The sequence below is a fragment of the Parafrankia soli genome (assembly GCF_001854695.1).
Lineage (GTDB): Bacteria > Actinomycetota > Actinomycetes > Frankiales > Frankiaceae > Parafrankia > Parafrankia soli.
Genome location: NZ_MAXA01000102.1, coordinates 95,953 through 108,739 on the forward strand (window position 1 = coordinate 95,953; position 12,787 = coordinate 108,739).

7 protein-coding genes are annotated in these 12,787 nt (G+C 72.1%); 3 read left to right on the plus strand and 4 right to left on the minus strand.

Features of this window, described 5'->3' with window-relative positions:
- Nucleotides 1–98: 98 nt before the first annotated feature.
- Entirely contained in the window at nt 99–1,697 is a 1,599-nt protein-coding gene (locus BBK14_RS10220) for an acetoacetate--CoA ligase (RefSeq protein WP_071061375.1), read from the plus strand.
- Nucleotides 1,698–1,894: 197 nt separating this feature from the next.
- Here BBK14_RS10220 and BBK14_RS10225 read toward each other — a convergent pair whose 3' ends face one another.
- Nucleotides 1,895–3,169: a sigma-70 family RNA polymerase sigma factor gene (locus tag BBK14_RS10225; RefSeq protein ID WP_083390840.1), complete on the minus strand. Its 1,275-nt coding sequence runs from the start codon at nt 3,167–3,169 to the stop codon at nt 1,895–1,897.
- A gap of 1,486 nt (nt 3,170–4,655) precedes the next feature.
- On the opposite strand from BBK14_RS10225, the gene BBK14_RS10230 reads away from it, so the two are divergent.
- Nucleotides 4,656–6,056 (plus strand): amylo-alpha-1,6-glucosidase, encoded by a 1,401-nt coding sequence (locus BBK14_RS10230; protein ID WP_241831374.1) that lies wholly within the window; start codon nt 4,656–4,658, stop codon nt 6,054–6,056.
- A gap of 104 nt (nt 6,057–6,160) precedes the next feature.
- Here the strand turns inward: BBK14_RS10230 and BBK14_RS10235 are convergent, their stop codons facing one another.
- From BBK14_RS10235 to BBK14_RS10245, 3 genes are all read right to left on the minus strand, one after another.
- Nucleotides 6,161–9,133 (minus strand): vitamin B12-dependent ribonucleotide reductase, encoded by a 2,973-nt coding sequence (locus tag BBK14_RS10235; RefSeq protein WP_071061342.1) that lies wholly within the window; start codon nt 9,131–9,133, stop codon nt 6,161–6,163.
- A 696-nt stretch (nt 9,134–9,829) separates the two neighbouring features.
- Nucleotides 9,830–10,390: a transcriptional regulator NrdR gene (gene nrdR / locus BBK14_RS10240; RefSeq protein WP_071061344.1), complete on the minus strand. Its 561-nt coding sequence runs from the start codon at nt 10,388–10,390 to the stop codon at nt 9,830–9,832.
- Between the two features lie 390 nt (nt 10,391–10,780).
- Nucleotides 10,781–11,026: a LysM peptidoglycan-binding domain-containing protein gene (locus BBK14_RS10245; RefSeq protein ID WP_241831371.1), complete on the minus strand. Its 246-nt coding sequence runs from the start codon at nt 11,024–11,026 to the stop codon at nt 10,781–10,783.
- 933 nt (nt 11,027–11,959) lie between these two features.
- Between BBK14_RS10245 and lexA the strand changes: the two genes are divergently transcribed.
- Nucleotides 11,960–12,712, plus strand: a complete 753-nt coding sequence (lexA, locus tag BBK14_RS10250) for a transcriptional repressor LexA (protein ID WP_071061346.1) — start codon at nt 11,960–11,962, stop codon at nt 12,710–12,712.
- Nucleotides 12,713–12,787 lie beyond the last annotated feature (75 nt).

Below are 12,787 nucleotides of genomic sequence, written 5' to 3' on the forward strand. Positions count from 1 at the left end.
ACGAAGGACCGAAACACGACGAACCACGCGATGGGCGGGACGGCGGTGCGGGCCCGAGCGGACTGGGTGGCCCCCCGCGTCGGGTGGGCGAGGGCACCGTGCTGTGGGAGCCCCCGCCGCGACGGGTTGCCGAGGCCTCGGTGACGAGGTACCGGGAGTGGCTGGCGGACGAACACCAGCTGCGCATCGCCGACTCCACCCGGCTACGGCTGTGGGCCGAGGCCGAACCCGGCCGGTTCTGGGACTCGATCTGGGAGTTCTGCGCCGTCGAGGGTGACCGCGGCGACGGGCCGGCGCTGACCGGCGCGGCCGTGCCCGACGCCCGCTGGTTCCCGACGGCCCGGGTCAACTACGCGGAGAACGCGCTCACCCGGCACGGCCCGGCCCCGGCGATCATCGCTGTCCGGGAGGACGGCGCGACCGCGGTGGTGAGCTGGGACGAGCTGCGCCGGCAGGTGGCACGGGCCGCCGCCGGGCTGCGCCGGCTCGGGGTCAGGCCCGGCGACCGGGTCGGAGCGGTGCTGCCGAACACGGTGCACGCGGTGGTGGCGATGCTGGCGACGGCGAGCGTCGGGGCGGTGTGGGCGTCGTGCTCACCGGATCTCGAACCGGCCGCGCTCGCCGAGCGGTTCATCCAGATCACCCCGCGGGTGCTCATCGGCGTCGACGGGTACACCCGCGGCGGCCAGGGCTACGACGCGATCCCGCCGCTGGCCGACCTGGCCCGGCGCCTGCCCAACCTGGCGGCCACGGTGCTGGTGCCCTACCTGTCCGCCGACGCCTACCCGCGGGCGGCGAGCGCAGACCTGCCGGGCCTGCTCACCTGGGACGACCTGCTCGCCGCCGAGGCGGAGCCGGCCTTCACCCGGCTGCCGTTCGACGCGCCGCTGTGGATCCTGTTCGCCGACGAGATCGCCGGCCCGCCCAGGCCGGTCGTCCACGGGCACGGCGGGATCCTGCTGGAACACCTGAAGTCGCTGGTGCTGCACCTCGATCTCGGCCCGGACGACCGCTTCTGCTGGTACGGCACGACCAGCGGCATGATGTGGAACTACCAGGTCTCCGGGTTGCTCACCGGCGCGACGATCGTGCTCTACGACGGCAGCCCGAGCCACCCGGACGTGTCCATCCTGTGGCGGCTCGCCGAGGCGGTGGACGTCACCTGCCTGGGCGTCTCCGTGGCCCTCGTCGAGGCCTGCCGGCGGGTCGGGCTGGTGCCGGGCCGCGTCGCGGATCTCTCGCTGTTGCGCACGGTCGGTGCGTTCGGGGCCCCGTTCACCCCCGAGGCCGGTGCCTGGGTCTACGACACGGTGAGCCCGTCGGTGGCCTTCGTCGCCATGAGCGGCGGCACGGAGGTCTGCACCGCGCTGGTCACAGGGCTGCCGACCGACCCGGTGCGGGCCGGCGAGGCGGGCCGTGCGCTGGGGTGCGCGGTGGCCGTCGTGGACCCGTCCGGCCGGGAGGTGCCCGGTGGCGGTGCCGGGGAGCTGGTCGTCACCGCGCCGATGCCGTCGGCGCCCCTGTTCGTGTGGGGCGACCCGACCGGCTCGTGGCTGCTCCAGAAGCACCTGGCGAGGTTCCCGGGCTGGTGGTGGCAGGGCGAGCGCGCGCGGATGACGCAGGCCGGCGGGATCGCCGTCGACGGTCCGCTGGACGCCCTCGCCGCGCCCACCGGCGCACGCACCGCCGGCGCATAGGCAGGGCAGCGCAGGGACGCGCAGGCGGACGGCACAGGCAGGCAAAGGGAAAAGCCGGATCCTCGCCCTCAGGCGAAGATCCGGCCTCCGACCACCCCTGCCGGAGCGGGACCGTATGGCCCACACCCCGGGCGGTCATGGGTGCCGGCCCGCGATGCCGGCGCCCACACGACGACCTCGTCCCAGACGCCGGCTCCTCAGTCGAGGAACTCGCGCAGCCTTCCGGCCACGGCCGGCTTGCGCAGCTCCCGCAGCGTGTCCCGTTCGATCTGGCGGATGCGCTCACGGGTGAGCCCGAGCCGGTTGCCGACCTCGGCGAGGGTGTGCTGCTTCCCGTCGGCGAGCCCGAAACGCAGCCGCATGACCTCGCGCTCACGAGGGTTCAGCGCACCGAGGACGTTGTCGATCTCGTCCTGCATGGCGCCGTAGGAGGCGGCGTCGGCGGGCGACGTCGCGTCCGAGTCCTCGATGAAGTCGCCGAGCACGGAGTCGCCGTCGTCACCGACGGACGTCTCCAGGCTGACCGTGTCCTGCGCGTAGCGGCGCAGTTCGACGACCTGCTCGATCGGCATGTCCAGCTCGAGCGCGAGCTCCTCGTCCGTCGGCTCGCGGCCGAGGGTCGAGACAAGCTGGCGCTGCAGCCGGGTGATCTTGTTGATCTGCTCGACCACGTGCACCGGGATACGGATCGTGCGGGCCTGGTCGGCCAGCGCGCGGCCGATCGCCTGCCGGATCCACCAGGTGGCGTAGGTGGAGAACTTGTAGCCCTTCGCGTAGTCGAACTTCTCGACCGCGCGGATCAGACCCAGGTTCCCCTCCTGGACGAGGTCCAGCAGCGTCATACCCCGGCCGCTGTACTTCTTGGCGACCGACACCACCAGGCGCAGGTTGGCCGAGACCAGCTGCTGCTTGGCAGCCTGGCCGTCGGTGACCAGCACGCCGAGATCCCGGCGCAGGTCGTCGGCCAGGTCCTGGTCGGTGTCGAGCTTGTGCTCGGCGAACAGGCCCGCCTCGACGCGCTTGGAGAGCTCGACCTCCTGAGCGGCGTTGAGCAGCGGGACCTTGCCGATCTCCCGCAGGTACATGCGGACGAGGTCGGCGGTGCCGGCGTGGTCGGCGACCGTGCGGCCGGCGGCCGGAGCGCCGGGGGTGACGCGCTCCTCTTCCTCTTCTTCGACGAGATCGATCCCGGCGGCACCCAGGCGGGAGATCAGCGCGGGCAGCAGCTCGACGCCGATGTCGGCGGCCTCGAGAGCCTCACGGAGCTCGGAACGGCTGAGCTCGCCGGTCTCGCGGCCACGCGCGATGAGTTCCGCGACGGCGGAGACGTCGAGCTCGTCGAGCTCGTCGGGGACCGCGGCCAGCGTGCGGCTGGGAGTGTTACGGACAGGAGAAGCGGAGCGACGGGTACGCCGCGGGCGCGGGCGTGACTCGTCGGTGCGCTCGGCTAGTTCCAGGGCAGGCAGCGTCATCAGTGGCAGATCCGATGGTCGGTGCGGGTGGGTCGTCTAGTTGCTTGCACGAGAGGTAACGACTGAACAGACGCAACCATTCCCCGTGAAGGCACAGCCGGACGTCAGCGATCGCCGGGCCTACTGGGAAGTGTAGACCCCTGCCATCGGGCCGCTGAACCCGCTGTCGCGAAGACTACCTGGCAGATCGTGTGCTGTGGCGGGAACGAGCAACTATCTCGACGACGCGCGACGTTCACCCTCGACTATCAGTGACCTTTCACAACGGAGAGTGGTTGCCGTGACACCTTAGGGAGCGCAATCCAGAGATCGGCGTCACCTTCACCGTGTTCGCGCGAGGGTACGGCGCCTCGCACGGTCACGCGACGGACTCCTTCCTCGACCCGGCCGGACGGCGCGGGGACGAATCGGATTACCGGCAGACCACGGCACTACCCGGTGGGCGCCCCTTCACGCACCCCCATGTGGTCCGGTTCGCCGATGTGGCGCGGGCCACGAGAAGCGATGGCCCGTCGACGGGCGAGCCCGACTCGCCCACGGACCGGCGCGGCGGCGGCACACCCCGCGGCGAACGCGCGACGCACACCGACCGCACCACCCCTCGCACCATCTGCGCACACCGCGCGGCACGCGCCGAGCACCGCGCGCGGCACGCGCCGGGCCCTCCCACCGACCGCGCCCGTAACACCGGTCACGCCAGCCCCGACGCACACCCCGCTCGCCACCGAACGGGATTTCCTCCCGTGGCCGGCGAGCCCTCCCGGAGCCGCCCGCCACGCGGCCGACCGGCAGCGAAGATCTTTTCGCCAGCCGACCAATAATTACCCTACGTAACGAACCGCGGATCGCCCCGGAACGACGCGAAGAAGTTCGGGACGTGCGTGGCGGGCCGGGCCCGACAGCCGCCGGCGGCCCGGACATGCCCTCCGAACCGGACTTTTTCCTGCGCCGCCGGCCCGGARACCGCGCGGAGCACCAGCTCGGTAACCCCACGGCAACGGCATCCCGTTAGCCGGGCCACACCGGGCACCCCCACCAGGCGAGTACGCCGCGTGACCGCTACTCTCTCACGATGTCGGTCTCCCCGATGCCCGCGCCAGCCACATCCAGCTCCAACCCACCCGCCGCCACGCCCAGCACCGCGACCGGCGCCGCGCCCGCGACCGTGCCCGACAGCACGACCACCGCGGCGCCGCGGAGGACACAAGCAGACCATCCGGGCGTACCACCGTCGGTGGTGGGCACGGGCACCAACCGGCCACCCTCGGACCACGCGGCGGTCGCCTCGCCGGTCGCCCCCGCCGCACGCACCGGGAGCGCCGACCCGACCGGCACCACCGATGTGACCCCCATCACTGCCGGCGTCGACGGTCCCGGTACCCACACCAACGGGCACGGCGGACCCGGCGCGGCCGTCGCATCCGGCACAGTCGTCGCACCCGACACAGCGGTGGACGCCCGCGCGGGCGCCGCGTCGGGCGGGGCGATCTCGCCGCCGGCCGCGGAAATCCCCCTGTCGGCGGATATCGCCGCGGTGCGCGAGACGGCCGTGGCGGTGCTGCGCGCCAACGACCTTGGTGACATCACCCGGCCGTCGCCGACGCTCTACCCGCACCAGTGGCTGTGGGACAGCTGCTTCATCGCCATCGGCCTGCGCCACCTCGACCCGGCGCGTGCCGCCACCGAGCTGCTCTCGCTGCTGCGCGGCCAGTGGCCCGGCGGCATGATCCCGCACGTGATCTTCGCCGAGACGACCGACTACTACCACGCGGGTCCGCAGCGCTGGCGCTGCGACCGGGTCTGCACGACCGCCGGCGGGGTCCAGTCGACCGGCGTCACCCAGCCGCCGATGATCGCCGAGGCGGCCGTGCGGGTGGGCCAGGCGATGAGCAGGGAGGACCGGGCCGACTTCTACCGGCGGCTCGCACCGGGCCTGGTGCGCTTCCACGAGTGGCTCTACCGCGAGCGCGACCCCGACGACACCGGCCTGGTGACGCTGGTCCACTCCTGGGAATCCGGGATGGACAACACCCCCACCTGGATGGAGATGACCAAGCCGGTCGCTCCCCGGGCGGTGCGCGCGCTGCGCCGGATCAACGGCGACGACGCGCTCGACGCCCTGCGCCGCGACTCCAAGGAGGTGCCGCCGGACGAGCGGCTGACCTCGGCGGACCTGTTCACGCTCTACCGGATCGTCCGCGAGCTGCGCCGCAGCCGGTACGACTTCCGGACGATCCGCTCCACCTTCGTCCCGCTCGTGCAGGACGTGGCCTTCAACGCGATCCTGGGCCGGGCCAACGAGCATCTCGAGACGATCGCGGCCGAGGCCGGGGTGCGCATCCCGCGCTGGCTGTCCCGTTCGATGCGCCGGACCCGCGCGGCCCTTAACGAGCTGTGCTCGGACGGTGTCTACTACAGCCGGAACTTCCGCACCGGCGAGCTGCTGCGCCACCACACCATCGCCGGCTTCCTGCCGCTGTACGCGGGCGTGGTGCCGGAGTCCCAGGTGGACGACATGGTGGACACGCTCATGTCACCGCGGTACTGGGCCCAGTACGGCATCGCCAGCGTGCCGACCGACGACCCCGCCTTCCTGCCTCGCTGCTACTGGCAGGGCCCGGTGTGGGTCAACATGAACTGGCTGATCGCGGACGGCCTGGACCGCTACGGCCGGACCGAGGCCGCCGCCGCGATCCGCCGCAACACCCTCGACGTGATCGTGTCGTCGGGATCGATGTACGAGTACTACTCACCGCTCGACGGTTCCGGCGCCGGCAGCAACCGCTTCTCCTGGACGGCCGCCCTGCTGGTGGACATGCTCGACAACGGCGCCCGCCCGACCTCCCGGGCCCAGGCGGCCATCCCCACCACCCGCACCCCCGCCTGACGGACGGAACCCGGAGGCCGCTGACGGCCGCCGGCGAGGTGAGGTGAGGTGTCCCAGCGACTCGATGTGCCGCTGGGACACCTCACTTCTGGCTACGGGAGAGGTCAGCTGCAACCGCTGGTGGAGCCGCACTGCTCGCAGACGTAGCAGCTGCCGGCCGGGCGCATGTGCACACCGCAGGTGAAGCAGAGCGGCGCGTCGACCACCGTCTGGGCGGTCAGCGAACCGCCCGGCATGGCCAGCCGCAGCTCCTGCACGACCAGCTCCGGCCCGCCGCCCACGCCCGGTCCGGCCGCCGCCGGCGCTGACCCGGCCGGCGCCACACCGGCGCTGGCTGCCGGGGCCGAGCTGCCCTCGACCGGGGCGGACGCCCGCAGCGACTCGATGTCGATCTCCGGCTCCGCCGCCACGGCCGGGCCGCCGCCGGCCTGGTCGGACAGCCGCCGCGTCCGCTCCGAGGCGGACAGGATGCCCAGCTCCGCGCGCTGCTCCTCGGTCAGGTAGTCCAGGGCCAGCCGGCGGAACAGGTAGTCCATGATCGACTGGGCGATCCGCACGTCCGGGTCGTCGGTCATACCGGCCGGCTCGAACCGCATGTTGATGAACTTGCTGACGTAGGCCTCCAGCGGCACGCCGTACTGCAGCGCGATGGACACCGCGATCGAGAACGCGTCCATCACACCGGCGAGGGTGGAGCCCTGCTTGGACATCTTGATGAAGACCTCGCCGAGGCCGTCGTCCGGGTAGGAGCCGGCGGTCATGTACCCCTCGGCGCCCCCGACGCTGAACGAGACGGTCTGCGACGGGCGTGTCTTCGGCAGCCTGCGGCGGACGGGCCGGTGCTCACCGGGCCCGGCCGGCCAGTGCGGGCCGGGAGCGCCGGGGCCGACCGCGGGCTGCGCCGCCGCGGCGGCCCGGGCGGCCACGTCGGAGGCCACCCCGGCCGCCGCGTCGGCGTCCCGCTTCGCGCCCTTCACATCCGTCAGTGGCTGGCCGACCTTGCAGTTGTCCCGGTAGATCGCGAGGGCCTTGAGGCCGAGCCGCCATCCCTCGAGGTAGATCTCCTCGACCTCGGCGACGGTGGCCGTCGCCGGCATGTTCACCGTCTTGGAGATGGCGCCGGAGAGGAACGGCTGGACGGCGGCCATCATCCGGACGTGGCCCATCGGGCTGATCGCGCGGTCCCCGATGGCGCAGTCGAACACCTCGTAGTGCTCGGTGCGCAGGCCGGGGGCGTCGACGACGTGGCCGTGCTCGGCGATGTACTCGACGATCGCCTCGATCGTCTCCTCGGCGTATCCCAGCGCGCGCAGCGCCGCGGGCACCGTCTGGTTCACGATCTTCATGCTGGCCCCGCCGACCAGCTTCTTCATCTTCACCAGGGCCAGGTCCGGCTCGATCCCGGTGGTGTCGCAGTCCATCGCCAGGCCGATCGTCCCGGTCGGGGCCAGCAGGCTGACCTGGGCGTTGCGCCAGCCGTGCTTCTCCCCCACCGACAGCGCGCGCTCCCACTCCTTCGAGGCCGCGGTGATCAGGCGGGCCTCCTCCGCGTGCACGGTGCGCACGGCGTCGTTCGCCGCCGAGTGCTTGCGCACGACCCGCCGGTGGGCGTCGGCGTTGCGGGCGAAGCCGTCGTAGGCCCCGACGGTGCCGGCGAGCTCCGCCGAGCGGCGGTAGGCGGTGGCGGTCATCAGCGAGGTGATCGCGGCGGCGAGCGCCCGGCCCCCGTCGGAGTCGTACGCGCGGGCGCTGGCCATGAGCAGCGCGCCCAGGTTGGCGTACCCGATACCGAGCTGCCGGTACGCCCGGGTCACCTTGGTGATCTCCGGGGTCGGGAAGTCCGCGAAGCAGATCGAGATGTCCATCGCCGTGATGATCAGCTCGACGGACGCGACGAACGTCTCGGTGTCGAAGGTGCGGTCCGGCCGCAGGAACTTCATCAGGTTCAGCGAGGCCAGGTTGCAGCTCGAGTTGTCCAGGTGGACGTACTCCGAGCACGGGTTCGACGCGGAGATCCGGCCGGACTCCGGGCAGGTGTGCCAGTCGTTGATCGTGCCGTCGTACTGGATGCCCGGGTCGGCGCACTCCCAGGCGGCCTGGGAGATCGTGCGGAACAGCCCGCGGGCGTCCACCGACTCGATCACCCGGTTGTCGAGACGCGCCCGCAGGTCGAAGGGCGTCCCGTCGACCACGGCGCGCATGAACTCGTCGTTGACCCGCACCGAGTTGTTGGCGTTCTGGTACTGCACCGAGGCGATGTCGCGCCCGCCGAGGTCCATGTCAAACCCGGCGTCGCGCAGCGCGCGGATCTTGTCTTCCTCACGCGCCTTGGTTTCGACGAACTCGACGACGTCGGGATGGTCGACGTCGAGGACGACCATCTTCGCCGCGCGCCGCGTCGCCCCGCCCGACTTGATGGTGCCCGCCGAGGCGTCGGCGCCGCGCATGAAACTGACCGGGCCGGACGCGGTGCCGCCGGAGGAGAGGAGCTCCTTCGAGGAGCGGATTCGGGAGAGGTTGAGACCGGCACCGGAGCCGCCCTTGAAGATCAGGCCCTCCTCCCGGTACCAGTTGAGGATCGACTCCATGGTGTCGTCCACCGCGAGGATGAAGCACGCCGACACCTGCTGCGGCGCGGCCGTCCCGACGTTGAACCAGACCGGGGAGTTGAAGCTGAAGACCTGGTGCAGCAGCATCCAGGTCAGCTCGTGCTCGAAGATCTCGGCGTCGCTCTCCGACGCGAAGTAGCCGTGCTCGCGGCCGGCCGCGCCGTAGCGGAGCACGACCCGGTCGATGAGCTGGCGCAGCGACGACTCCCGATCGGGCGAGCCGAGCGCGCCGCGGAAGTACTTGYTGGCGACGATGTTGGAGGCGTTGACCGACCAGGCGGTCGGGAACTCCACCCCACGTTGCTCGAAGTTGACCGATCCGTCCCGCCAGTTTGTCATGACGACGTCGCGGGACTCCCACTCCACCTCGTCGTAGGGGTGGACTCCAGGCGTGGTGCGAACCCGCCGGATCTTCAGCCCGGCCACCTTCGCGGCCGATCTGTTCCCCTTGCCGCGGGTCTCGGTCATAGCGCTCCTCGTGTTCGCGTTCGATGGGTTCAAACAGCGGCCACCGGACTTACGTGCCCGGATCAGGCCTGGTCAGGCATGGTCCCGGGCAGGTCCGGCCCGGCGCCGGCAGTGCAGGGCGGGATGGCCGGATCAGCTGTTCCGCTGATCGGCCGGGGCGTGCGTGAGGTCTGGGACGGTATGTGGGGCCTGAGGCCGTGCCGGATCTGGCGGGCACGGCGGCGTATCCGAGGTGGCCGGTCCGGCTGGTGGCGCTCGATGCCCGTGGCCGCGCCGGACGGGATCGGGTCGGGGGCGGGGCAGGGGCACTGGTGGTCGGGTCCGAACATCAGGTGCAAAGGTGCTGGCCGCGGCGCATGCGCCGATGCCTGTATTTACGTGCGCCGCGGGCGGCTCCCGTGGCCTCGCGCAGTACACGGACCACCGCGGCTCCGAGACCGGTGTGGCTCCGGCTCCGCACCGACACGGCTCCAGGCTGGTTCCATTCCAGGTCGTTACACGGACCTGGACGCTCGCCGGACCGCGCCTCGACGCCTCCCCCGCTCCCGGCCCGCGACGCCGGAGCCGGCAGGCGGCCCACCTGCCCGGGTTCGTGAGGCCGGCGCGGATCAGGCTGGGTCACTCATGGACGCCCGGATCCCGGTTCCGGGACCTCGGGCCGGTGCGTCAGGGGCCGGTGCGTCAGGGGCCGGTGCGTCAGGGGCCGGCCGCCGCCCGTGGGCCCGTGGTCACCGGAACGACGACAGCCGAGGCCCCGGTGGCCGCCGGCATCGCGGTCGGCTTCCCGGCGACGGGCGACTCACCGCCGCCAGCCGACTCGGCACGCAGGGCCGCGATCGCCGCCTCGAAGTCGCCGAGCGACTCGAACGCCAGGTAGACGGAGGCGAAGCGGAGGTAGGCCACCTCGTCCAACTCCCGGAGGGGGCCGAGGATCGCTCGGCCGACATCTTCGGCGGCCACCTCCGCGGAGCCCGAGGAACGCACCGTCTCCTCGACCCGCTCCGCCAGCAGCGCCAGATCGTCCGACCGGACGGGGCGGCCCTGGCACGCCTTGCGCACTCCCACGATCACCTTCGCGCGACTGAAGGGCTCGGTGGCCCCGCTGCGCTTACGGACCCGCAAGGAGGCCTCCTCCATGGTCGTGAACCGACGGCCACAGGCCGGACACGACCGCCGGCGCCGGATCGCAGCGCCTTCCTCGGCCTCCCTGCTGTCGACGACACGGCTGTCGGGATGCCGGCAGAAAGGACACCGCATGGTCCGCTCCCCTCCACCCCGGGCAGGCTGACACTGCCGCCCGCGGGGTGCGTCCGACTGGGTTCCGTCACCTCGACCGGCGGCCCTGCGGACAGACGGTCAAGGCCCTGTGGATTACCTGTGTAACAACCTGTGGATGACTTGCGGTGCTGCAACTACAAGATGTTGTGTCCACCGTAGCGCACACCCCCGACAGATCCGACACCGACCCCTCCGGCGCATGTGGTCCTCATGTGTGTTCTCGCCAGCCCGCGCCGGGGCCACGACAGGCGGTGACACCAGCCGGACGTGCCCTCGGTGGGGCAGCCGCAACACCTGGCGCACCGAAAGCCCCGGGCATGACGGGCCGCCGAGCTATCGGGGCATCGGGGCCGCAGCAGGAAAGCCGGGTCAGGGGAGCCGGAGCTCCTGACCGGGCATGAGCGTCACCGTGTCGAGGCCGTTCAGGGTCATGAGCCCGCGGACGGTGTCGCGGGTGTCGGCCTCGGGGGCGGCCTCGTGGGCGATCTCCCAGAGTGTCTCCCCGGACCGCACGACGTGCGTCCGGTAGCTCACCGGGACGCCGGTGAACGCCTGTGACGCCGTCACCAGCACCAACGAGAAGACAAGGCCGAGGAGCGTGCTCGCCAGCGCCACCACGACGATGCGGCCGCGCCTGGTCAGCCGCAGCGGCGGCCGCGCACCCGACCTCCCCCGCCCACCGGCCCGCGACCGGGACCCGGCCCGAGGTCGAGGTCGAGGTCGAGGTCGAGCCTCAGGCCGGGCGTGGGGCTGAGGCCGGGGACGCTGGGGCTGGGACTGCCCACTCGGCACAGGACGCGGCCCGGGCGCCGCGGCGGCCGGGCCGGCCGCGACCAGCCCGACGGCTGCCTCACGCCACCACATGCCGGGCATCTCGATGACGGACGCCCCGGATCGCCGCTCACCGCCCCGCCTGGACTCACCGGGCGGCACCGTGGCGGCCGGAGCAGCCCCCGAGAGACCACATCGGGCGCCACGAGAGCGAACCGGGCGCCCTACCGGCACGCGGCCCATGCCGCGCACCGCCACCCCCCGCACCCCGCGGCCACGGACGGCGACTCCGCCCACCGCGGCTCCACGCACGCCGCGCGCCCCCCGCGCACCCGTCGCGACCTGCGCACCCTGCCGCAGCGCGCAGCTGCGGGACACCGGGTGACCCCGCCGAACTGACGCATTCCCACCGGCCGCACCGCCACCGTCGGTCATGCCAACCTCCCAGGCGCGAACACTCGTTCGATCGAACGCCTGAGCGATTCTTACACGGCCGCCACGCACACTTCCCCCGACACGCTCGAACAGACGTTTGAGATTCGGCGACCGGCCGACTACCGTCAAGGACGATCAGTTGTGGACGATCGTGCGAGATGAACCGAGCACGAAGGACCCTGCCAAACCGATCAGCCGAACCGATCAAAAGTTACTAATCGGACAAAGCATTGGAACGACCGGGTGGGTGTTGGCGGAGCCGGGCCGTCGACCACCCGGTCCTTGGCAGCCGCCGGTGGCACCATCCGCCGCGCGGAAGCATCGACAGGAGAGCGGTAAGCGATGACCAGCCAGGAACGGGGTACCCGCCGAGGTGACACCCGTGGCAACGTCCGGGATTTTCCCGACAGCCCCGCGGACGCCTCGGGCCTGACGCAGCGGCAGAAGAAGGTGCTCGAGGTCATCCGGTCCGCGGTGGAGCGGCGTGGATACCCGCCGAGCGTCCGGGAGATCGGCGAGGCTGTCGGCCTGACCAGCACCAGCAGCGTGGCACACCAGCTCAAGGTGCTGCAGGAGAAGGGGTTCCTCCGGCGCGACCCGAACCGGCCGCGGGCGATGGAGGTGCTTCCGATCGGCGGCGCGAAGGCCGGCGGGCGTTCCCGCGCGGGTGCCGCGGCGGCGGCCGGCGCACCCGCCGAGACCACGGCGCTGGAGGCCGGCACGCCCACCTACGTCCCCCTGGTGGGACGGATCGCCGCCGGTGGGCCGATCCTCGCCGAGCAGGCGATCGAGGACGTCTACCCGCTGCCGAAGGAGATCGTCGGCGAGGGAACTCTGTTCCTGCTCAAGGTGGTCGGCCAGTCGATGATCAATGCCGCCATCTGTGACGGCGACTTCGTCGTCGTCCGGCAGCAGCCGGTGGCGGACAACGGCGAGATCGTCGCGGCGATGATCGATGGGGAGGCCACGGTCAAGCGGTTCCGGCAGCGCGACGGCCGGGTGTGGCTGGCGCCGGAGAACCCGGCCTTCTCCGACATCCCGGCCGAGGACGCGACCATCCTCGGCCGCATCGTGGCGGTGATGCGCCGGGTCTGATTCCCGGCACGCGGCCGGCACCGGGCAGGCCGGGCACCGGTCAGACGTCAGGCGTCTGACCGGTGCGGTGTTCAG